Origin of the sequence: Gordonia oleivorans (genome assembly GCF_040044975.1) — a bacterium.
GTDB classification, from domain to species: Bacteria; Actinomycetota; Actinomycetes; order Mycobacteriales; family Mycobacteriaceae; genus Gordonia; species Gordonia oleivorans.
In genome coordinates, this window is record NZ_JBDZDI010000012.1 from 95,410 (window position 1) to 120,665 (window position 25,256).

Consider the following 25,256-nt stretch of genomic DNA (forward strand, 5'->3'; position numbering starts at 1 on the left):
GGGTACCTCCCTGGTGATCGGGAGACGAGAGCTACTGCACAACAGGAGTTTTCGATACGACGATGCCGTCCGGCCATGTGATCAACCCATCTGTTTGTTGAGGACCGCGGCGATTGCCGCGATCGAGCTGGTGTCCGTCATCGCCAGGTGGTCGACGTCGATGTCGACATTGGCGATCGTCCCGTGAACGTGTGCACGCCACCCGAGATGCCCCGTGGCGTCCGGACGTCGATCCCGCGTCGCGGTGAAGTACCGCACATCGGCGTCCACGACCGGCGGCTGCCAGTCACCCGCGGCCCGGATCATCAGGTTGTAGGCATCGGTGAGCCGTTCGATCGTCGCGGCGTCGATACCCAGGCCGTCCCCGAGGTGGTCGGCGATCGCCGCGGCCGCCTCCGCCGCGGTGGAGTCCGGGTCGACGAAATCTATGCCGAGTACCGGGCCGAGGTTGGCGATCAACTCTCCGGCGGTGACGGTGGTCGCCGACGAGGCATCGATTCCATCCGCTTCGGCGTCGAGCAGTGCCAGCAGGGCGACGTCCTGTCCGTCGGCGCGCAGCTCGGCGGCGACGGCGTGTGCGATGACGCCGCCCAGCGACCAGCCGAGCAGGTGGTAGGGACCCTGGGGCTGTACGGTCCGGATCTCCGCGGCGTACCGCCGAGCGATCTCGAACATCGTTGTCGGACCAGGGTTCTCCCCTCCGATCTGCGGTGCCTGCAGACCGTAGATCGGACGATCGGCACCGAGATGCTGTTCGAGGCCGTGATAGCACCAGGCCAGACCGGAGGCGGGGTGCACACAGAACAGGGGTTCCCGTTCACCGGTCGTGCGGATCGGCAAGAGGACCTCGAGGCCGAGCGCGAGGGGCTCGGTGGCGTCGATTCCCTCCCGCATCCCGGTCTCGATCCGCTTGGCGAGGTCGGCCGGATTCGGGTCGGAGAGCATCCACCGGACCGGGATGTCCACGTGCAGTTCACTGGCGAGCTGATTGACGACCTGCACCGATCGCAGCGAATTGCCACCCAGCGAGTAGAAGTCGTCGTCGGCACCCACCCGCGACAGGCCGAGGACCTCCTCGAAGGTGTGCGCGATCTCGCCTTCGAGCCAGGAGGACGGTTCGCGGAACTCCTCGGCGGCAACAAGCGCCGGCAACGGCAACCGCGCGCGGTCCAGTTTTCCCGACGCGGTGAGCGGCACCGTGTCCAGGACCATCACCATGGTGGGAATCATGTAGCCGGGCAGGGAGGTTGCCGCGAACACCGTCACCTCGGTGGTGTCGACCACGGCCCCGGCCGCCGGAACGAGATAGACGACGAGGTACTCGACGGCGTCGGTGGCCCGCACCGCGGCCACCGCCCGCGCGACGCTGTGATGACCGGCGAACACCGATTCGATCTCACCGAGCTCGATCCGGAGACCACGCAGCTTCACCTGGAAATCGTTGCGGCCGAGATACTCCAACTCTCCGCCCGCGTTCCGGCGGGCCAGGTCGCCGGTGCGGTACATCCGCTCACCGGTGACGAACGGATCGGGGACAAAGCGTTCGGCGGTGAGACCGAACCGCCCGTGGTATCCGCGGGCCACCTGAACTCCCGCCAGGTACAGATCGCCGGCAACGCCTGACGGAACGGGACGCAACCGCGAATCCAGCACGTAGGCACGGGCATTCCACACCGGTGTTCCGATCGGGACGGCCCCGGCGTCGGCGGGCCGCACCTGATGGGCGGTGGCGTGGACGGTGAACTCCGTCGGACCGTAGAGGTTGTGCAGCGCGACGTGCGGCAGCACCCGCCGTGCCGCGCTCACCACATCCGGGCCGAATGCCTCGCCGGCGACCAACAGTGCCCGCAAGGAATCGAGCGACCCGGCGGGGGCCGTCGCGGTGAACAACGCGAGCATCGACGGTACGAAGGAGGTGATCGTGACCTCTTGCGCGGCAATTGTTTCGGCGAGATAGACAGGATCGGTGTGCCCGTCGGGCCGGGCGATCACGAGCCGGGCGCCCACAGCGAGGGTGGCGAACAGTTCCCACACCGAGACGTCGAAGGTGGCCGGCGTCTTCTGCAGCACCACATCGGTGTCGTCCAGGCCGTAGGCCTGCGCGATCCACCGGATTTGATTCACCACCGAACGATGGGATACGGCAACACCTTTCGGCCTGCCTGTGGAACCGGAGGTGAACAGCACGTATGCGATGTCGTCGGGACGTAGCGGTGCGATCCGTTCGTCGTCGGTGACCGGTGCGTCGTCGAACCCGCTCAGGTCGATGGTCTGCAGCGAACTCAGCACCACCACCGGTTCGGCACACTCGAGCATGTAGTCGATGCGTTCGGCCGGGTGATCGGGATCGACGGGAACGTATCCGCCACCGGCCGCGTGGACGGCATACATCGCGGTCAGTTGGTCGACGGAACGCCGCATCCGCAGCGCCACCAGGCGCTCCGGTCCGACCCCCTCGGCGATCAGCCATCGCGCCAGCCGGTTGACCCGGGCGGCGAACTCGCCGTAGGTGCAGGTGACCGCGTCGACGGTGACCGCGGGCGCATCCGCGTGCTCACGTACCGAACGGGCGAATGTCGACGCCAGGGTCTCGTCCCGGTCGATCGGGTGGGTCGTCGAGCCCCACTGCGCCGCGATCTCCTCCCGCTCGGCGGCGTCGAGCAGGTCGATGTCGTGCACGGCCTGCGTGGGGTCGTCGACCAACGCCGACATCAGCCGGATGAGGCGTTCGACGAAGGTGGTGACGGTCGGCGCGTCGAACAGATCGGTGGCGTAGGTGACCCCACCGGTGATGCCGGCCGGCGCGCCCGCGTCGTCGTAGGTGTCCGACACGGTCACCTGCATGTCGAACAGTGAGACGTCGCTCTCGGACTCCACCGCCGACACCGACAGGTCTGGCAGTGCGATATCGGTGGCGGCCAGGTTCTGGAATACCAGCATGACCTGGAACAGCGGATTGTAGGAATGCGAGCGCACCGGGTTGAGTTCCTCCACCAGGCGCTCAAAGGGTACGTCTGCGTGGCCGAACGCGGCCAGATCCGTATCCCGCACGTGCTCGATCAACTCGCGCAACGACATCCCGCCCCGCAAGCGGGTGCGCAGCACCAGCGTGTTGACGAACATCCCGATCAAATCATCCAGTTCGGGAGCACCTCGTCCGGCATACGGCGTTCCGATGGCGACGTCGTCAGTGGCGGCGAGCCGGCCCAACAGCGCCGTCAGCGCGGCGTGGACGACCATGAACAGCGTCGTGTTGTGTTCGCGGGCAACACGCTGCAGCCCGGCGTGCAGGTGGGCGTCGATCGTCAGGGGGATGGTCGCTCCCGCATAGGATTGCGCGGTCGGGCGCGGGCGATCGGTCGGCAGTTCCAGCAGTGCCGGGCTGCCGCTCAATTGCTGTGTCCAGTAGTCGATCTGCGCGCGGAGAAGGGAGTTGGGATCGTCGGCGGAGCCGAGCACCTCGCGCTGCCAGATGGTGTAGTCGGCATACTGCACCTCCAGCGGAACCCAGCCCGGTGCGTCTCCGAGCATCCGGGCCGAGTAGGCGGTCATCATGTCTCCCGCGAGCGGCGCCAGCGATGAACCGTCACCGCAGATGTGATGCAGCACCACGGCCAGCACCCACTCGTCGCCACCGAGCGCGTACAGGTGAATACGTGCGGGTGCCTCGCAGGTCACCTCGAACGGGGTCCGCACCAGATCCGAAATCGATTGGGCAAGATCATCTTCGGCGATGTCGGTGATGACCATCGACGAGCGACGGGCGGCGACCGGGAGGATCACCTGCGTCGGTGCACCCGCCTCGAACGGGTACACCGTCCGGAGGATCTCATGCCGGGCGACGACGTCGTCGATCGCCAACTGCAGGGCGGCGACGTCCAACTCCCCCGACAGACGCACGACGATCGGGATGCTGTAGGCCGGCGAATCCGGCTCGAAGCGGTTGAGGACCCACATCCGTTGCTGTGCATACGACAACGGAATGTGGTCGGGCCGCTGCTGTGCGCGCAACGCCACCCGGCCGGTGCCGGTGTGCGATTCGGCGCGTGCGGCCAACCGCTCGACCGTGGATGCCTCGAAGATCATCGACACCGGGACGTTGGTGTCCAGTGCCGCACCGATCCGCGCCACCACCCGGGTGGCGATGAGGCTGTTCCCGCCGAGATCGAAGAAATCGTCGTCGGCGCCGACGTTGCGTTCGATGCCGAGGACGTCGGCGAACACACCCGCCACGATCTCCTCCACCGGCGTCGACGGGGCGCGAAACGCCCGCGTGGTGATCATCGGTGCGGGCAGCGCCGTGCGGTCGAGTTTGCCGCTCGGGGTCAGCGGAACCTCGTCGATGACCATCACCGCGGCCGGAACCATATACGACGGCAACGCCTCGGCGAGCAGGGCACGCAGCTTCTCCCCCGAGATCACCGCGTCGGCGGCGGGCACCACATACGACACCAGACGGAGCCCGATGGCCTCGTCGCGATGTGGCAGCGTGACGGCGAATCCGACGTCGGATCGTGCACCCAGGGCCGCATCGATCTCACCCAGTTCCACTCGGAAGCCGTTGATCTTGACCTGGAAGTCGTTGCGTCCCAGGAACTCCAGCGTTCCGTCTGCGCCCCAGCGGACCACGTCACCGGTCCGATACAGCCGTTGCCCGGCTTTCCCAAAGGGATGGGCGACGAACCGGGACGCGGAAATCCCGGGCCTGTTCAGGTATCCGCGGGCAAGCGCCGGACCCGCCACGTAGAGTTCCCCGGCGACCCCGGCCGGCACCGGTTGCATCCGCGAATCCAGCACCAGCGCCTGCATTCCCGGCATTGGGTGGCCGATCGTCGACCGTTGCCCGGCGCGCACGGGCTGCGACGCCGTCGCGACGATCGTGGTCTCGGTCGGACCGTAGAGGACCCGGAATTCCCGGGCGTGGGCCGGGTCGGAACCGACCCACCGACGGACCAGGTCGGTGGGTACCTCGTCCCCACCGGACAGCACCACCTGCAGGTCGTCGAGTCCGATGTCGTCCACCGAGGCCAGCGCGGCGGGGGTGACGAAGGCGTGCGTGATCCGCTGTTCGCGGAGGAAGTCGGCGAGTTCGTCGCCACCGCGGACCCCGGTCGGTGCCACCACCAGCGCCGATGCCGCGCTCACCGCCAGCAGGATCTCCAGCAGGGAGGCGTCGAATGACGGTGACGCGAAATGCAATACCCGTGAGGTGGGACCGTCGACCGGATCGACGTGTAGTCCGGCGAGATAGTCGGCGATACCAGCGTGGGTGACGGCGACTCCCTTGGGCACACCGGTCGACCCGGAGGTGAACACCACCCAGGCGGTGTTGGTGATCCGCAGCGGATGGGTCCGCTCGTCCGCGGTGATCGGCGTGTCGGCCGATGCGGCGATCTGCGCGGCGGCGACGGCCGTGTCGATGACCACCCAGTCCACCTCGTCGGGCAGCGCGGGTCGCGCCGCCAGCGTCGTGATGCCCAGTGCCGCTCCCGAATCCGCGACCATCTGATCGATGCGCGCGGTCGGGTAGTGCGGATCCACCGGCACATACGCCGCACCGGATTTGACCACCGCCCACCAGGCGACCAGCGACTCCACCGACCGTTCGATCGACACCACGACGCGCCGTTCGGGACCGGCACCCGACGCCATCAGCCTGCGTGCCAGACGATTCGACCGGCGGTCGAGGTCGGTATAGGTGAGTTCGGTCGATCCGGAGATCACGGCGGGTCCGTCGGGGTTGCGGCGCACGGCCGCGGCGAACACGTCGGTCAGCAGCACCGGCGACCCGGCGGCGCCGGAACCCACCCGGGACAGCAGATGTGCCCGTTCGTCGGCGCCGAGCCACTCGATGGCACCGAGGGGTCGGGCCGCGTCGTCGGCGACGGCCTCGAGAACACGGGTCAACCGATGGACGACGTCGATGACGGTCGAATCATCGAACAGGTCGCGAGCGAACATCATGACGCCCGAAACGCCCTGCGCCGCACCGTCCTGGCCGTACTCGTCGGCGATCACCAGTTGCAGGTCGAACTGGCACATCCCGGTATCGGCCTGTGCGCGTGACACGGTGACCCCGGGCAGTTCCACCCGGACATCGGAGAGATTCTGGAAGGCCAGCGCCACCTGGAACAGAGGGTGATGCGCCGTCGAGCGCTTCGGATTGACCTCCTCCACGATCCGTTCGAAGGGCACATCGGCGTGCTCGAATGCGGCGAGGTCGGTCTCGCGCACCCGATCGAGGAGTTCGGTGAAGGGCTCGGTAGCCACGACGGCGGTGCGCAGTGCCAGGGTGTTGACGAACATACCGACCAGGTCGTCGAGGCCGGGTTCGCCGCGCCCGGCGACCGGGGTGCCGATCACCACGTCGTCGGCGCCACCGAGACGTCCGAGAACTGCCGTCAGCGCCGCATGCATCACCATGAAGAGCGACGCCCCGCGCGAGCGCGCCAACGCCAGCAACTTCCCGTGCAGGTCTGCACCGATCTGCACCGGCACCCGACCGCCGGACAACGATGCGACCGCGGGACGGGGCCGATCCGTCGGCAGGTCCAGCAGGTCGGGCGCGTCGGTCAGCGTCGACGTCCAGAAGCCCAGCTGCGCGTGCATCAGCGACTGCGGGTCGTCGGCGGCGCCGAGGACCTGCCGTTGCCACAATGCGTAGTCGGCGTATTGAACTGTCAGTGGCTCCCACATGGGTTCACGACCGGCCAGTCGCGATGCGTACGCCGACATGACATCCCGTGACAGCGGTCCCATCGACTGACCGTCACCGGCGATGTGATGAACCACGAGTACCAGCAGGTACTCCCCGGCCTCGCCGTCGCGCTCATCGTCGAGTTCGAGCACACCCACCCGGATCGGCACCCGCGAGGTGACGTCGAAACCGGCGCGCACGAGGCCGCCGGCGACCTGCCCGACCTCCGACGCCGACACGTGCCGGACATCCACGTTCAGCGCCAAGTCATCGAGCACCACCTGCCGTGGTTGTCCGTCGGTCTCAGGGTAGATGGTCCGCAGCACCTCATGGCGGCCGATGACGTCGGCGAGCGCCGATTCCAGGGCGCAACGGTCCAGGCGGCCGGACAGCCGCAGCATCACCGGGATGTTGTAGGCCGGGGAGTCCGGTTCCAGCCGGTTGAGGAACCACATCCGTTGCTGCGCCAGCGACAGCGGGATGATGTCCGGCCGCACCGTCGGGGTCAGCGGCAGGCGGCCGCCACCGGTCAGCGAGGTCGCCGCCGCCGCCAGGGCCGCCGGAGTCGGCGCCTCGAAGACCAGGCGTACCGGTATCCGGACACCGAGGGCGGCGCCCACGCGCGCGGCGACCAGCGACGCGCTCAGCGAGTCGCCTCCGAGTCCGAAGAAGTCGTCGTCCACACCGACCTGATCGACCTTCAGGACCTCTTCGTAGGCCCTGACGACCCTTCCTTCGACCCACGTCGACGGCGCCCGGTAGCCGGATGCCTCGAACACCGGCTTCGGCAGCCGGGTGCGATCGAGCTTTCCGGTCGGGGTCAGAGGGATCTCGTCGAGAACGATCACCGCGGCCGGCACCATGTAGACGGGTAACGAATCCGCCAGGGCCGTGCGGAGTTCGACACCGGACACGGTGGTGCCGGGATCGGCCACGACGTACGACACCAGGATCGGCGGACGGCCGTCGTGTTCGGCGCCGACGGTGACCGCATAGGCGACGTTCGCCCGGTTGCCCAGGAGTGCATCGATCTCACCCAGCTCCACCCGGGTACCACGCACCTTAACCTGGAAGTCGTTGCGTCCCAAGAATTCCAGCTGCTTGTGCACGTTCCGGCGCACCAGGTCTCCGGTGCGATACATCCGCCGACCGGGTTCGCCGAAGGGGCAGGCCACAAAGCGCGACCCCGTCGTCGCCGGCTTGCCGATGTATCCGTCGGCCAGGCCCGCCCCGACGAGGTAGAGCTCACCCGCGACATCGTCGGGGACCGGGCGCAGCCAGGTGTCGAGGATCGCGACGCCGACCGCTCCGGCCGGTGTGCCGATCGTGATCGGTGCGGTGGGTTCGAGTGGTTCGCTTGCCGTCGCCCAGATGGTGCCCTCGGTGGGCCCGTACAGGTTGACCATGCTGCGTTCGGGTGCCCACCGATCGACCAATTCGGGTCCGACGGCTTCGCCCGCTGTCGCCAGCACCGCGAGTCCCTCGAGACCGTCGGAGGGCACCGTCGCCAGCGCCGAGGGGGTCAGGACGGCATGCGAGACCTGCTCACCGCGCATCAGTGCCGCGAGTTCCGGGCCGCCGTAGACGTCGGGCGGGGACACCACCAGACGCCCGCCGGAACCGTGCGCCATCAGCAGTTCGAACAGTGATGCGTCGAAGCTCGGCGAGGCCACCTGCAGGACGGTCGACGCGGGCTCGACGCCCAGCGTCCGGCGCTGCGCGGCGATCAGGGGCGCCAGCCCCCGATGACTCACACGCACACCCTTGGGCGTGCCGGTGGACCCGGAGGTGTAGATGACGTACGCGGCGTCATCGACCCCGATCGATGTCGCACGCTCGCCGGCGGTGATCGTTGCGGCACTCTCGGATTCGATGTCGCGGGTCAGGTCGGGGCCGTCGACGATGAGCCAATCCACGATGCCCGGCAGCACCGACCGGGAACCGGCGGTTGCCAGTCCCAGGCTCGCGTTCGAGTCGGCGAGCAGGAATCCGATGCGTTCGGCCGGAAGACTCGGGTCCACCGGCAGGAAGGCGACGCCGGCCTTGGCCGCCGCCCATATCGCCACCACGGCGTCGAGGGATCGCGGAAGCGCGCAGGCCAGCACCCCGTGCGGATCCGCGATGCGCCGGAGCAGGATGCGGGCCAGTCGGTTGGAGCGTTCGTCGAGCCAGCGGTAGGACACCGATGCGCTGCCGCAGGTGACCGCGACCGCGTCGGGCTCACGGTGCGCGGTGCGCTCGAGAATGTCGCACAGCGTGCTCGATCCCGACCGCGCGAGTGCGCCCGCCGGCCACGCGACCTCCGCGCCGCCGGCCGGGATCTCGGCCAGTCGGGTCGCGGGCGCCTCGGCGATGCGGATGAGTCCGCCGACGAATCGATCGAGAATGTCGTGGGCCCGCTCGGTGTCGAAGACGTCGTGCCGGAACCGCAGGGTGATCGACAGTCCGGTCCCGCTCCCCTCGCCGTCAAGGGTCGGTGCGACCACCAGGCTCAGCGGATACGGAGTGGCGTCGACGCCGCTGATCGCCTCCACCCGCAGTCCGGCCGCCTCGACGAGTTGCGCCAGTGCCGCCTCATGCAGGGGGAACGACTGGAAGGCGAGCGCGGTGTCGAACAATTCCGGGACGCCGACACTGCGGTGGATCTCCGGCAGTCCCACGAAGTGATGATCGAGCATCATCGCCTGATGCTCGTGGACGCGGATCAGCAACTCCCGCAACGACAGTCCCGGGTCGAGTGGCACCCGCACCGGCACCGTGTTGAGGAACATCCCGAGCGTCTGATCGACGTGCGGCAGCTCCGGTGGGCGACCCGACACGGCCGAACCGAAGATCACATCGTCCTCACCGGTCAGGGCTTTCAGGTTCAGTGCCCACGCGGCGGCCAAGGCGGCGCCGACGGTGACGGCGGCGTCGGCCGCGACCGTTCGGAGGCGGGTGAACTGGGCGACGGAGATCTCCGCGCGCACCTCCCCTGCGGTGCCCGCCGCCCGGCCAACCCGGCGATCGCTGACGAGGGTGGGTGCGTCGATGTCGGAGTACGCCTGCGCCCAGGCCGAGGTGGCGGCGTCGATGTCCTGTTCGCTCAGCCAGCGCAGGTAGTCACGGTAGGACGACGCCGAGCGGGCCCCGTCGATGCGTTCCGGGGCCCCGTAGTACTCGAGGAGTTCACCCATCAGTAGCGGCATCGACCATCCGTCCAGGATCACGTGGTGATTGGTGATCAACAGGCGGAAGGCGCCGGAACCCACCCGCAGCAAGGTGAATCGGATCAGCGACGGCGCCGACAGATCGAATCCGGCGGCGGTGTCCGCGGCGGCGAGGGCGTCGGCGGCGAGGTCCGGGTGGGCGTCGGGGTCGTCGGTGAGGTCGACCTCCCGGAACCGGACCTCGGCGTCGCCGACCACGATCTGGCACGTGCCGGTGGACGTCTCGACGAATGCGGCCCGGAGGATGTCGTGGCGGTCGACGAGCGCCTGGGCCGCGCGGCGCAGCCGGTCCCCGTCGATCTCGCCGGTGAAGGCGATGGTCGATTGCACCGTGTAGTCGTCCGGGTGGCCATCGGGACGGGTGTCGAGGCCGTCGGTGTCCAACAAGCCGGTGTCGAACAAGCCGGTGTCGAACGTCGAATGGAAATGGATGCCCGATTGCATCGGCGAGAGCGACCACACATCCGAGAGGGACGGATACCGGCGGAGAAGCATGTCGATGTCGGCGTGGGTGAGGTCGACGAGCGGGAAATCCGAGGGACGGAATCCGCGTTCCGGAACGACCCGCCGCGACGGCGGCGAGTAGGGCGGTAACGACGGCTCCGCGGCGCTGTCGTCGGATGCCAGCGCGGCCAGCGCGGCGACCGTCTTGGCCTCGAAGACGTTGCGGGGGGTGATCGACAGTCCCGCGGACTTCGCGAGTGCCACCAGTTGCATCGACACGATGCTGTCGCCACCCAACGCGAAGAAGTTGCTGTCGGCGGAGACGGTGTCGAGGTGGAGAACCTCGGCGAAGAGCGCGGCCATCACCTCTTCTGTCGGTGTCTCCGGTGCCCGGCCGTCGGTGTCGGCGCGGAATTCACGCTCACGCAGCGCCTGGCGGTCGATCTTTCCGGTGCGCGTCAACGGCATCGTGTCCAGTTCGACGATGGCCGTCGGGTTCATGTAGTGCGCCAGGGTGGCCGCGAGGTCGTCATGGAGTGCCGCGATGTCGAGCGGGTGACCGTCGGCGGCGACGACGTAGGACACCAGAATCGGGTGGCCGGCCGGCCCGGGCCGGGCGACGGTGGCGACCTGTGCCACCGCCGGGTGCGCCGCGAGGTGGGCGTCGACATCGCCCGGTTCGATCCGCAGCCCGTGGATCTTGACCTGTTGATCGTTGCGGCCCAGGTACTCCAGCCGGAGCCCGTCGTCGCAGCGCTGCCACCGGACGGAATCTCCTGTGCGATAAAGCCTTTCCGCAGTGGTCGAGTTCGGGTCGGCGACGAATCGGGATGCGGTGGTGCCGGACCGGTCGAAGTAGCCGCGGGCCAGCCCGGGTCCGCCGAGGTAGAGCTCACCGGTGACGCCGATCGGTACCGGGCGCAACCAGGCGTCGAGGACCAGGGCGGACAGGCCGCGGATCGGGCGTCCGATGGTCACCGGCTCCCCCGGCCGCAGCTCGTCGGCACCGGTCGCCCAGATCGTGCATTCGGTGGGACCGTAATGGTTCATCAGTCGACGCCCCGGCGCCCACCGGCCCACCAGGTCGGCGCCGGTGGCCTCACCGACGACTGCGACGGTGGCCAGTGACGGCACCTGGGAGGGATCCATGGTGTTCAGCGCCGACGGGGTGATGATCGCGTGGGTGACCCGGTGCATCCGGACGAGTTCCTCGAGCTCGGAACCGCCGTAGACGTGCGGCGGTGCCACCACGAGGCAGGCCCCGTCGGCGTGGGCGAGCAACACCTCCGACACGCACGCGTCGAAGCCGGGTGAGGCGACCTGCAGGACGGCCGAGCCCGGGCCGGCGGCGAAGGATTCGGCCTGTGCGGCAACCAGATCGGCCAGTCCTCGGTGAGTCACGTGGACGGCCTTGGGCCGACCGGTCGAACCGGAGGTGTAGATCAGGTATGCCGCATTGTCCGGGCGCAGACCGCCGCCGGAGTCGATGGACCAGACGGAGTCGACGGAGTCGCCGGAACATACGGGTTCGCCGGTGGTCGCGGCATCATCGAGCAGGAGCCAGTCGACGGCGCCCGGCAGCCGCGCGGCGAAGGCGTCGACGGTGACCCCGAGCGGGCAGGACGAGTCGGCGAGGAGTTCGGCGAGCCGTTCGGCGGGATTGTCCGGATCGAGCGCGACGAAGGCGGCGCCGGTCTTGGCCACGGCCCACATTCCGACGACGAGTTCGGTCGACCGGGGCACCGCCAGGGCGACGAACGACTCGGGTCGGGCGCCGCGGCGGAGGAGTTCGGCCGCCACGCGGTCCGAGCGGTGATCGAGTTCGCGGTAGGTCAGCTCGTGCCCACCCGCGCGCACCGCGACCGCGTCGGGATGGCGCCGGGCACTCTCACGGAGGATGTCGCGCAACATCCGCTCGGCGACCGGCGCCGGACCGTGCACCGACCGCAGCTCCGCGCGTTCGGAGTCCCGGCAGGTGGCGATCTGGGCGACGGTGCACCCGGGATCGCCGACCATCTGGCGCAGCACCATGACGAATCGGTCGAGCAGTGCGGCGGCCGACCGGTCGTCGAGGCGGTCGGTGGCAAAACGCAGTGTCAGCCCGAAGGTGCTCGGCTCGTCGGTGACCGACGGTCCGGCGCCGGCCGGACGCGGCGGCGTGACCTGCAGGCTGACCGGGTACGGGGTGGCGTCGTGGGCGACGAGATCGACCCAGGACAGGCCGGCGTCGGCCAGTGTCGCCTCGAGGCCGGCCCGATCGAGCGGGTAGGACTCGAGGACCGTGACCGTGTCGAACATGTCGGCGATGCCGGTCGCCCGTTGGAGTTCGGCCAGCCCGACGTCACGGTGATCGAGGGTGGCGGCCTGCTCAGCCTGGGTCCGCGCCAGCAGGTCGGCGACGCTCTCGTCGGGTTCGAGCCGGATCCGGACCGGCACGGTGTTGATGAACAGTCCGATCATCCGCTCGATCCCCGGGATGTGCGGGGGCCGATCGGAGACCGTGTTGCCGAAGACCACGTCACGGCGGCCGGTCATGATCGTGAGCAGCACGGCCCACGCCACCTGAACCGACGTGTTGGCGGTGACCCCGAGCGTGCGCCCGAGTCGCAGGACCGAGTCGGAGGTCGCGATATCGAGATCGAGTGTGACCTCACCGGTCTGGGCCCCGGCCGCGCGCTCGGGCTTGCCGGTCAACAGGGTCGGACTCTCGATCCCGGCGAGGACCTGCCGCCATCCGTCGACGGCCGCCTCGTGGTCGCGCGTGTGCAGCCAGTGCAGATACTCGCGGTAGGACTGAGGAGCGGGGAGTTCCGGTGCCCCTCCGTCGCCCGCGTAACCATCACCGATGTAGAGCATGAGCAACTCACCGATGAGCACCGGCGCCGACCACCCGTCGAGCACGATGTGGTGATTGGTGATGACCAGCGTGAACTCGTCGTCGTCGACCCGGATCAGGTGAAAACGCACCAGCGGCGGACGGGCCAGGTCGAACGGGGCGGCCGATTCCGCGGTCAGGCGCCGCACCTCGCGTGCGCGAGCCGACGAGTCGGTGTCGGCGGTGTCGGCGAAGCCGGTCACGTCGGAGAAGGTCCAGTCCACCGTCGCGTCGCGGAGCAGGATCTGCCGGGGTCCGGAACCCGACTCGACGAAGGACACACGGAGGCTGTCGTGGCGGTCGATGATCGTCTGGGCGGCACGCCGCATGCGTTCGGGGTCGAGTGATCCACGGAGAGTCAGCTCGGCCTGCACGGTGTAGCCGTCGGCGGCCTCGTCGTAGAGCGCGTGGAACATCAACCCGGACTGCAGCGCCGTCAACGGCCACACGTCGGTCATCGACGGGTGCTGCTGAGTCCACCGATCGATGTCGTCCTGTGTCGTCGCGACCAGTGCGAAGTCCGACGGGGTGTGACCGCCCGCGCCTTCGGAGCGCACATGCCCGGCCAACGCGGTCAGGGCCTGTACCCACAGCCCGGCCAGTTCCTCCACGTCGGCGCGATCCAGTGCGAGCGAGGCGAATTCCCATGTCGCGGCCAGCTCCGGACCGTCGGGGCCGGGTTCGGCGATCGCATTGATGTCCAGCAGTGCCGACAGCGTCATCTGCGGGTCGTCGGTGCCGCGCAGCGACGCGAACTCGGCGGCCGGCGCCCACGGTCCCGAATACTCGTGGGAGCCGGCCCGGCCGAGATAGTTCATGCTGATCGCCGGCTCCGCGAGGGGCCCGAGGGCGTCGCGTCCGCGTGGATCGAGGTAGCGCACCAGGCCGTAGCCGATGCCGTTGTCCGGCACCGCTCGCAGTTGCTCCTTGATCCGCTTGATCGCGTGACCGGCGGCAGGACCGCCGGTGAACGCGTCGTCGATGTCGACGTCGTGGAGGTCGAGTCGCACCGGGAATCGTGAGGTGAACCACCCGACCGTCTCGGTCAGGTCGGCACCGGGCAGGACGCCCTCCTCGCGGCCGTGGCCTTCCAGCGAGATCACCTCGGCGTCGCCGGCCATGCCGCGGCGCCGGCGCCACCGGGCCAGCGCCAGTGCCAGCGCCGCGAGCAGGGAATCGTTGGCACCGCCGTGGAATCGTGCGGGGACGGTGGTGAGGACCGCGTCGGTGACCTCCGTCGGGACGCGGACCTCGACCGTTCCGGCGGTGGCACGCACATCGGTGGCGGCGTCGAGCGGGCGCGTACCGAGATGGTGGCCGGGATGATCGAGGACCTCGGTCCAGTGCTCGAGTTCGGCGTCGGTCCGGGCCGGTGCCTGTTCGACGAGACCGTGCGCCCACCGCCGGAACGAGGTGGTCGCGGGACCCGGTCGCACGTGACCACCCTCGCTGATCTGTTGCCACGAGCGGGCCAGGTCGGTGAGGATGATCCGCCACGACACCCCGTCGACGGCGAGATGGTGGAGCACCAGCCACATCAGGTCCGGTGCGCTGCCCCGACGATCCTGCATCCAGACGAATCGCACCAGTCGGCCTGCGCGCGGGTCCAATTCGTCGGCGGCCGCCTGCAGGTGCGCGTCGATCTCGGCGGCGTCGCGCCGTTGCAGCCACACGTGGCGCAGGACCGCATCGGGATCGACCGCGGTGCGCTCGCGAACCTCGACGTGACCATCGAGCGGGTGCTCACCGCACAGGACGCCGCGCAGGATGTCGTGGCGGTCCAGCAGGGCACCGAGCGCGGCCACCAGCGTGGCGCGTTCGATGTGGTCGGGCAGTTCCACCAGCGCCGACTGGGTGAATCGGTCGATGTGTCCGCGGTCGAACATGGCGTGCATGATCGGCGACAGCGGGAGCGTTCCGATGCCACCGCCGGGGAGTTCGGGGAGCATTGCGCCCTGGCCGACGTCGGTGGCCACCGCGGCCAACGCCGCGACCGTCTTGCTCTCGAACACGTCCTGCGTCGAGAAGGCGAGCCCGACGAGTTTGGCCCGCGCGACGAGCTGGATGGACAGGATGCTGTCGCCGCCGAGGACGAAGAAGCTGTCCTCCGCACTGACCTGCGCGACTCCGAGGACCTCGGAGAACAGTTGGGCCAGTTGGCATTCCCGCGGCGTCGCGGGCGACCTTCCGGCTCCGGTGGATTCGAAGACCGGTGCGGGCAGGCCACGCCGGTCGACCTTGCCGAACGCGTTGACCGGTAGCGCGTCCAGCGACGTGATCACCGTCGGCACCATGTGCGGCGGCAGGCAGGCGCGTGCGTACCGGCCGAGTTCGACGGGGTCGATGCGGCGACCGGCGACCGGCGCCACATAGGAGGCCAGGACGGTCGCGCCGGCATTGTTCTCCACCGGCACCGTGATCGACTGGTCGACGTCGTCGTGGCCGACGAGCGCCGCGTCGATCTCGCCGGGTTCGATCCGATAGCCACGGATCTTCAACTGGAAGTCGTTGCGGCCCAACAGTTCCAGGGACTTCGTCGACCCTTCTCCGACCCACCGGGCCAGGTCCCCGGTACGGTACATCCGCTCCCCCGCCGCCCCACCGTACGGGTGGGCGACGAATCGACCGGCCGTCTGGGCCGGCAGGTGTGCGTAGCCGCGGGCCAGCCCGGGTCCGGCGAGATACAGTTCACCTGCCGTGCCCGCGGGCACCGGCTGCAGGGTCGGGTCCAGGATCAACATCGACATGCCACGAATCGGGCCGCCGGCGGTGAGGGCCGCCGCGGGATCGATCCTCGCAGCGGCCGCGGTGATGGTGGCCTCGGTGGGTCCGTACTCGTTGATCATCGACGCCGTCCGCGTCCACCGTTGCACCACATGCGGTGGGCAGGCGTCGCCCCCGACGACGACGGTACGCAGATCGGTCAGCGGCTCGGGATCGACGGTGGCCAGCATGGTCGGCGTCAACGTGAGGTGGCTGACGTGTTCGTCGGCGAGCAGTTCGGTGAGCCGCTCGCCACCGATCACCGCCGGTGGCACGATCACCAACGTCGATCCGGTCGCGAAGCAGGTCAGGAACTGTTCCATCGAGGCGTCGAAACTCGGTGACAGTGCGTAGGACACCCGCGAACCCGCTCCCAGGTGTTGCGCGGCGGTGCGGTCGGCGATGAGATTCGCCAGGCCACCGTGGGTGACCTGCACGCCCTTCGGCACACCCGTGGAGCCGGAGGTGTAGGTCATGTACGCGATGTTGGTGGGGCGCACCGGTCGGATTCGGTCGTCGTCGCCGATCGCGCCGCCATCGATCGCGTCGTCGATTCCCAGCGCCGGGTCGGCGTCGTCGACGATGACCGGAACCACCGGGGAATCCGCGAGGGTGTCGCGGTGATCGTCGATGGTGATCACCACATCGGCGCCGCTGTCGGCGAGGATGTGTTCGATGCGCGCACGCGGATAGTCCGGGTCGATCTGCACGATCGCGGCCCCCGACTTCGCGACCGCCCAGGCGGCCGCCACCGACGCCACCGAACGCCGGAGGAGGATGGCGACCGCCGTGTCGGGACCACAACCCAATCCGATGAGTCGGCGAGCGAGTCGCGACGTCGCGGTGTCCAGTTCCCGATAGCTCAGGGTTCGGCCCTGGGCGGAGATCGCCACGGCGTCGGCGTGGCGGCGGGCGCCGTCGGCGAGGATGTCGGGCAGCAGACGCGGCGGGAGCGGAGAATCGCCGCGCACCGACAGCATCTCGGCGCGTTCCTCCTCGGCGAGCAGCGGAAGCCGCCCGACCGGACAGTCGGGCGCACCGGCGAGGAACTCGTGCAGGAAGCCGACGAAGCGCTGATGGTGGCCGGCGAGTTCGGCGTCGGTGTAGATGTTCGGATTGCCCTGAAAGTCGATGTGCGTACTGCTCTTTCCCGCACCGGGGTAGATGTTGACGAACAGATCCGACGTCGGGCCCGAGGTCAGGACGTGCAGACGCCCGGTGACGTCACCGAGCACCACCTCGTTGTCGATCATCATCAGGTTCACCGCGGGTCCGAAGGACGCCGCCTGATCCCGGGTGAGGCCCATGTCGGCGAAGATGTCCTCCTGGCGATAACGTTGCCGACGCAGAGCGCTCATCAACTCGCCTGCCACGGCCGCGGTCACCTCGGCGAGTGTGCGTCCGGCGACGCCGACGCGCAGCGGCACCACGTTGGCCACCATGCCGCCGGATCGGCGCAGGACCGCGGAGTGCCGGCCCGAGACCGGCAGGCTCAGGAGTACCTCGGGGCTACCGGTCATCCGGGCGAGATAGGCGGCGAACGCGGCGACGATCACCGGGGTCACCCCACCGGCACCCTCGCGTGCCGCCGTTGCGAGCAGCTGTGCGGTGCCATCGGGTAGCGGAGTACTGACCAGCGCCGGATGCAGTGTCGGCTTGCCGAGCCGTCCTGCCAGGCTCACAACCGGTGGGGCATCCGCGAGGTGTTCGCTCCAGTACTTCCGATCGTTGTCGTGGCGCGACGAACCGGGATAGGAGATGTCCTGCGCGATGATGTCGACAAAATCGCTTGCGGTGCAACGCGGAGCCTCCTCGCCGCGGATATCCGCGTTGTAGAGCTCGGTGATCCGGCGCAGCATGGTGACGGCGGCGAACCCGTCGAGGGCGATGTGGTGGGCGCGGACGTACCACAGATAACGATCGGCTCCGACCTGGAATACAACGCTGGTCATGAGAGCGTCGGTGAGCAGGTCGAGCGGACTCGAGTAGTCCAGCCGCATCAACTCGTGTGCCGTCGCGACGGGATCGTCTTCGGCGCGCAGATCGACGGTACTCACCGGAGCGCCGTGCGTCTCGTCCACATACTGACGCGGTTCACCGTCGACCTCGATCAGACGCAGGTTCCCGGAACCGAACTCGAGTCCGGTGGTGCGACACGCGTCCTCGAGTCGGTCGGTATCCAGTACACCGTCGATCTCGACGTACTGGGCCACCGAGATCGGCAGATCACCCGAGACATGCTGGGCAAACCACATGCCGCGCTGTGCCGCAGAGAGCGGCAGGGTCTCGGCCGGCGGGTTGACCGGGGCACCCCCGGGTGGGACAACCGCCGATGTGACCGGGCTGGGATGGCCGAATCGATCTGACGCGTTCGGCGCCTGCGATTGCAGCCGCCGAGGCGGATTCACGAAGTTCTCTTCAGAGAGGGCCATGTGATCTCCAGGCAGATTTCCACACCTCCGAGGTGCCGGCCGGCGCCCGCGGAGTTGATGGAGTTGATTTCGACCGCACATCGTCCACGTCCCTCCGCGTCGTGATGCGAGAAGGGTCGAAGGGGTGAATATGTGGTCTTCTTGTTGTTTGGGTCAGTCGCGTTTTCGATTCGTCACCACGGTCGCGTCAGCATTTACTCCATCACCGACCACCGCCCGCCCGAGCGTCGTGATTGGCGACTTTTTGGCAACTCCTCGACAGAAATGGACGATACCCTCAGCAAACTGTAAGAAACCAGCGATTTCGGATAAAACATCGTCGCCGCACACCAGAAGACTATTCGTTGAGGCCGTAATATATTGCTATGCACCACTTTTGGACTCATACGAGCCCCCACAGAGAGGTAGTGCGAACACACTACGTCCATGTCCTTCGTTTGATTCGGAGCGATTTCTCCGCCTGGCGACGGCACAGAGTCTCAGGAAATCCTTCGCTAATGCGATCGTTCGGAATCCTTACGACGGAACACGTTCGCGCCCGAGCGTCAGAATTGACCGGACCCGTCCAGCACCCGGCCTTGCTTACAATATTTGCGGCGCTATCCCGAAACTTTGCATGGTGCCAATATCATTAGGCTGCCGTGCTAATCATTTCAAATCGCGTCCATTCGGCACCCGGAGAGAACCCTGTTCGATGACGTGATCTGCAGGACCGCAGACGTTTTCACGCCTGTGGTTGCGCTGCAGGCGGTTTCATTCATCGCCGTCGACGATCACGCCATCGGCGGCATGGACCAGATAGTCGATCGGGACGACGTATCCGATCCCGACATCAAAGGGGTTCCACACCCCATTCCTGAAGAGCCGTCACCGTCAGCTCCGCGGCCTCGATCCGAGTGCGTGGACAGACTCGCCACCAGGGTGGCTCGTGCCGCGCAATCGGCGCCCCTCACCCCAACTGTCCCCCGTGCGGTGCCGGTGACGCCGAGAAGACCGAGTGGATGATGGGCACGGCCGTACTCGCCGGCCGAGATGGTCCCGGAGCCGATCAGTCGCTCGAATTCGACACGGTCGCCGTGGTCGGCCGCTTGCCAAAGCACGCCGGACGATCAGCCACCTGTGGATGAGTCCTCGGCACTCCCGAACCGCTGGTCATGAGCGTGGAGATCACCGAGTGGTAGTGGTGGTGAGGAACCATCCACGCGCGGAAGGACCGGCACCATGGCCATCGCCACCATCAACCCGACCACCGGAGAGACCGTCCGGGAGTTCGAGTCGCTGACCCCGACGGAGGTCGACGCCGCCCTCGACCGCGCCGCGTGGCGGTTCGCCGACTACCGCACCACGTCCTTCGACCAGCGGGCCACCTGGCTCCGGGCCACCGCCGACCTCCTCGAGTCCGAGGCCGACGATGTCGCGACGATGATGACCACCGAGATGGGTAAGACCCTCGCCGCGGCCAAGGCGGAGACACTCAAATGCGCCAAGGCCTTTCGGTATGTCGCCGATCACGGGGCGGCGATGCTCGCCGACGAGGTCGCCGACGCCGGGGCCGTCGGCGCCTCTCGCGCGTTCATGCGCTACCAGCCACTGGGCGTCATCCTCGCGGTGATGCCCTGGAACTTCCCACTGTGGCAGGCGGTCCGATTCGTCGCTCCCGCGTTGATGGCCGGCAATGTCGGCATCCTCAAGCACGCATCCAACGTGCCGCAGTCGGCGCTGTACCTCGACGACGTGCTGCGCCGCGCCGGTTTCCCGGAAGGCTGCTTCCAGACCCTGCTGGTCGGGTCGGACATGGTCGAGTCGATCCTGCGCGATCCGCGCGTGGCCGCCGCAACCCTCACCGGAAGCGAGCCCGCCGGGCGTGCGGTGGCCGCGATCGCCGGCGATGAGGTCAAGCACACGGTGCTCGAACTCGGCGGCAGTGACCCGTTCATCGTCATGCCGAGCGCCGACATCGCCGCGGCCGCGCGCACCGCGGTCACCGCACGTGTGCAGAACAACGGCCAATCCTGCATCGCAGCAAAACGTTTCATCGTTCATACCGATGTCTACGACGAGTTCGTCGAGCGCTTCGTCGACGGATTCGGCGCCCTCGTCGTCGGCGATCCCACCGACGCGGCGACCGATGTCGGCCCGCTGGCCACCGAACAGGGCCGTACCGACCTCGAAGAGTTGGTCGACGACGCGGTCACCCGGGGCGCCTCGGTGCTGATCGGCGGGCGGCGCGTCGAACGTGCGGGCTGGTTCTATCAGCCCACCATTCTGGCCGACATCACCGCCGAGATGGACATCTACTCCGCTGAGGCCTTCGGGCCGGTCGCCGCCGTCTACCGGGTCGACGACATCGATGCGGCGATCACCATCGCCAACGACACCACCTTCGGCCTCGGCGGCAACGCCTGGACCACCGACACCGCCGAGCAGAACCGTTTCATCGACGACATCGTGTCCGGTCAGGTGTTCATCAACGGGATGACGACCTCCTACCCCGAACTCGGCTTCGGCGGTGTCAAACGGTCCGGGTACGGCCGGGAATTGACCGCCCACGGGATCCGGGAGTTCTGCAACATCAAGACGGTCTGGATCGGCTGACGCACGTCGCGGCGCCACCGGGGCCGCGTCGCCCGGCAACGAGGCGAACGCCCGAAAAACGGACCCGCCCGTCGACCCGACGGACAGATGAACGATGATGGATACCCACAGTGACGTCGGGTGGCGGGAAAACGATCTGTTGAGTGAGACACAGACCCAGGACATCAGTCGTGCGATCCCGGTGTTCTTCCTCTCCGATAGCACCGGAATCAGCGCCGAGACCATGGGCAATGCCCTGTTGCTCCACTTTCCCGACCACCGGTTCGAACGGACCCTCATCCCGTTCATCACCACGCCCGACGATGCCCGCGAGGTGGTGGCGCAGATCGACGCCACCATGGACGACGGCGTCACCCCGCTGGTGTTTGTGACGGCCGCACTCGACGATGTCCGTCAGGAACTCCACAAGTCTCGTGCTCCGCTGATCGACTTCTTCGACATGCACATGCTGGAGGTCGAGCGCATCCTCGGCGTCCGGGGTGCCCGGACTCCGGCACGGCTCCACGGGGTCGGCGACGTCAAGCGGTACAACGCGCGGATGCAGGCGGTGGAGTACGCGATCGAGCACGACGACGGCCAAAGCGTCCGATCCCTGGACAAGGCCGATGTGATCCTGGTGGCCCCGTCACGCTGCGGCAAGACGCCGACGACCATGTACCTCGCCCTGCAGCACGGGTTGCGCGTCGCCAACTATCCCCTCGTCGAGGAGGATCTGGCGAGTACCGATCTGCCCCGCCCGATCCGGCACCTGCAGGATCGCTGCTTCGGGATCATCACGAGCGCCGCCCGCCTGCACGCGGTCCGGACGGAGCGTCGCCCGGACTCGACATATGCCTCACTCCGGCAGTGCGCCTACGAGTTGCGTCGTGCCGAGGAGCTCTACCGCATGCATCATCTGCCGGTCATCGACTCGTCGGCGAAGTCCGTCGAGGAGATGTCCACGCTCATCCTGCAAGTACTCGCCCGCCGACCCCGAGTCGTGCACTGACCCGATCCCCGCACTGAGGAGCAACACATGACCGACAACATCCGATGGTTCGCCGACCTCGGCCTCGACGATCTCGAGCAGGTGGGCGGGAAGAACGCCTCCCTGGGTGAGATGGTGCGCAACCTGACCGACGTCGGGGTTCGGGTCCCCAACGGATTCGCCACCACCGCCGACGCCTACCGGCGCTTCCTGAATCAGCCGGGCGCCGACGGCCTCAGCCTGGCCAAGCGGATCAGTGCACGGCTGGCCGACCTCGACACCGACGATGTGCAGGCGCTCGCGGAGGCGGGACGTGAGATCCGGGCCGCGGTCATGGATCAGCCGTTCCCCGAGGATCTCGACGCCGACATCCGGACGGCGTTCGCCGAACTGTCCGGCGGTTCGGACGAGGCGTCGTTCGCCGTGCGCTCGAGTGCGACCGCCGAGGATCTGCCGGATGCCTCCTTCGCCGGGCAACAGGAGACCTTCCTCAACGTGCGCGGGATCGATGCCATCGTGCAGGCGATCAGGGAGGTCTTCGCCTCGCTGTACAACGATCGCGCCATCGCCTACCGGGTCCACCACGAGTTCGATCACGACGCCGTGGCCCTCTCTGCCGGTGTGCAACAGATGGTCCGCTCCGACATCGGCGCGTCCGGCGTCATGTTCACCATCGACACCGAGTCGGGCTTCGCCGACGCGGTCTTCGTGACCTCCTCCTACGGCCTCGGTGAAGCGGTCGTCCAGGGTGCGGTGAACCCCGACGAGTTCTACGTCTACAAGCCGGCCCTGCGGGCCGGCCGTCCGGCGATCCTCAAGCGTGGCATCGGCTCCAAGGCCACCAAGATGGTCTACACCGACGACCGCGCGGTCGGGCGGACGACCGAGTTCGTCGACGTCGATCCGGCGCAGCGAAAGCTGCTCAGCCTCAACGACAGTGAGGTCCAGGCCCTCGCCCGCCAGGCCCTGCTGATCGAGGAACACTACGGGCGGCCGATGGACATCGAGTGGGGCAAGGACGGCGTCGACGGCGAGCTGTACATCCTCCAGGCCCGGCCGGAGACCGTGCAGTCGCGCGCCGCGGTCACCGGCCAACAGCGGTATCGGCTCAACGAGACCGGCCCGCTCCTCGTCGAGGGCCGCGCGATCGGCGCCCGCATCGGCTCCGGCGCGGTTCGCATCCTGGACTCGGTGGATCAGATGCATGAGTTCCAGGCCGGTGAGGTCCTCGTCGCGGACATGACCGATCCCGACTGGGAGCCGATCATGAAGCGTGCCAGCGCCATCGTGACCAATCGCGGTGGGCGTACCTGTCACGCGGCGATCATCGCCCGCGAACTGGGTATCCCAGCGGTCGTCGGCACGGGTGGTGCCACGAGGTCACTCGCGGCGGGCCGCGAGGTCACCGTCTCCTGCGCCGAGGGCGACGCCGGCTATGTCTACGACGGCTTGCTCGACTTCGACGTCACCGAGTCCTCGATCGAGTCGATGCCCGAGATCCGCACCAAGATCATGATGAACGTCGGCACGCCCGAGCAGGCGTTCGCCTTCTCCCGACTCCCGAACAGCGGTGTCGGGTTGGCCCGCCTGGAGTTCGTCATCAATCGCCAGATCGGTATCCACCCGAAGGCGCTGCTCGATTTCGACTCCCTGGAGGGCCCCCTCAAGGAGCAGATCGGTGAGGCGATCGCCGCCTATCCGAGCCCCCGCGACTTCTTCGTCGATCGGGTGGCCGAGGGCGTCGCGACCATCGCCGCCGCGTTCGCACCGCACCCGGTGATCGTGCGGATGTCGGACTTCAAGTCCAACGAGTACGCCAAGCTCGTCGGCGGCGAACTGTACGAGCCGGAGGAGGAGAACCCGATGATCGGGTACCGCGGCGCGTCACGGTACCTGTCGAAGGATTTCGCCGACTGTTTCGAGATGGAATGCGCGGCGCTGAAGTACGTACGCGACGAGATGGGCCTGACCAACGTCAAGATCATGATCCCGTTCGTGCGCACCCTCACCGAGGCCGAGGGCGTGATCTCGCTGCTCGACTCGCACGGGCTGCGTCGCGGTGAGAACGGGCTCGAGGTGATCATGATGTGTGAGGTGCCGTCCAACGCGGTCATCGCCGATGCTTTCCTCGATCACTTCGACGGTTTCTCCATCGGCTCCAACGACATGACCCAGCTGACGTTGGGACTCGACCGCGACTCCGCGCTCGTGGCGGATTCGTTCGACGAACGCGATCCGGCGGTGAAACACATGCTCGGCCTGGCCATCTCGGCCTGCAAGGCGCGCGGCAAGTACGTGGGCATCTGCGGGCAGGGTCCGAGCGATCACGCCGATCTCGCCGAGTGGTTGCTGGAGCAGGGCATCGAATCGATGTCGCTGAATCCGGACACCGTGGTCGATACCTGGATGCGGTTGGCCGCGCACGGCTGATCACCGGGCTCGTCGACGGGCCCCGATCACCTTGTCGTGTACCTCGGCCGGCCACACATTGCGCGTGGGCGCCACCGCGTCTACTGCGGACAGGGCGGCGGCGTAGCGTGCGAGCGCGCGCCGATCACCCGCGGACGCGGTGACGCCGAGGTACTCGGCCGCGATCGGATGCTGGATCGCGCGCACCGCGCGGGTGGGGAGTCTCCGGAAGATCCAATGATCGGGTCGGAGCAGCTGGTGTCGATACCAGCCGAGTCCCGGTTCCTGGTCGAGTTCGGTGGCCAGCGCGTCGGCGAAGTACTCGTCGAACTCGCTCACCGTCGGCGGCATTCCACGCGCGGAGATCCCGAATCGCCGGTACCACTCGCAGGTCTCGGCGTAGAGCTGCTCGCGCATCGGAGCGCTGAGACCACCGAAGAAGACGTCGACGCAGGTGAAGAGCGCGTCGACGTAGGTGGCGTGTTCGAAGAAGAACACACTGGGATTGAGTGCGTGGTAACGCTGTCCGTCGGGGCGCTCGCCGTGGAATGCGTCGTGGCTGTAGCGGATCATCCGCACCCCGTCGAAGTCCGCCTCGTACGCCGACCGCACGATGCACGGGGCGGTGCGGTGTTTGTGGACGAAGACACGGGACGTGACGACCGAAAACTCATGTGTCGCAGCCGCGATCGACGGATGCAGCATCTGCAGCGAGACCGCCCGGCAGATCGACATGATGAATCGGCGATCACCGACGTAGCGCCACAGAAGCGAGTCCTCGTCGAGCCTCACCGGTGTCGTGTGCTTCGTCATTGCGTCCCCGTCCCTCGCCGTCCAACCACCTGGTCAATATCTGGATACGATT

General features: G+C 67.9%; 5 protein-coding genes. 3 read left to right on the forward strand and 2 right to left on the reverse strand.

All coding sequences use genetic code 11. The features are described from left to right. Nucleotides 1–81: 81 nt before the first annotated feature. Nucleotides 82–18,420, reverse strand: a complete 18,339-nt coding sequence (locus ABLE92_RS17000; RefSeq protein ID WP_348805921.1) for a non-ribosomal peptide synthetase — start codon at nucleotides 18,418–18,420, stop codon at nucleotides 82–84. 1,221 nt (nucleotides 18,421–19,641) lie between these two features. On the opposite strand from ABLE92_RS17000, the gene ABLE92_RS17005 reads away from it, so the two are divergent. From ABLE92_RS17005 to ppsA, 3 genes are all read left to right on the forward strand, one after another. Next, nucleotides 19,642–21,015: an NADP-dependent succinic semialdehyde dehydrogenase gene (locus ABLE92_RS17005; protein ID WP_348805922.1), complete on the forward strand. Its 1,374-nt coding sequence runs from the start codon at nucleotides 19,642–19,644 to the stop codon at nucleotides 21,013–21,015. A 139-nt stretch (nucleotides 21,016–21,154) separates the two neighbouring features. Next, nucleotides 21,155–22,003, forward strand: a complete 849-nt coding sequence (locus ABLE92_RS17010) for a pyruvate, water dikinase regulatory protein (protein ID WP_348805923.1) — start codon at nucleotides 21,155–21,157, stop codon at nucleotides 22,001–22,003. Between the two features lie 27 nt (nucleotides 22,004–22,030). Further along, nucleotides 22,031–24,412, forward strand: coding sequence for a phosphoenolpyruvate synthase (ppsA, locus tag ABLE92_RS17015; RefSeq protein ID WP_348805924.1), 2,382 nt, complete (start codon nucleotides 22,031–22,033; stop codon nucleotides 24,410–24,412). On the opposite strand, the gene ABLE92_RS17020 is transcribed toward ppsA, so the two are convergent. After that, nucleotides 24,413–25,204: an oxygenase MpaB family protein gene (locus tag ABLE92_RS17020; RefSeq protein ID WP_348805925.1), complete on the reverse strand. Its 792-nt coding sequence runs from the start codon at nucleotides 25,202–25,204 to the stop codon at nucleotides 24,413–24,415. Nucleotides 25,205–25,256 lie beyond the last annotated feature (52 nt).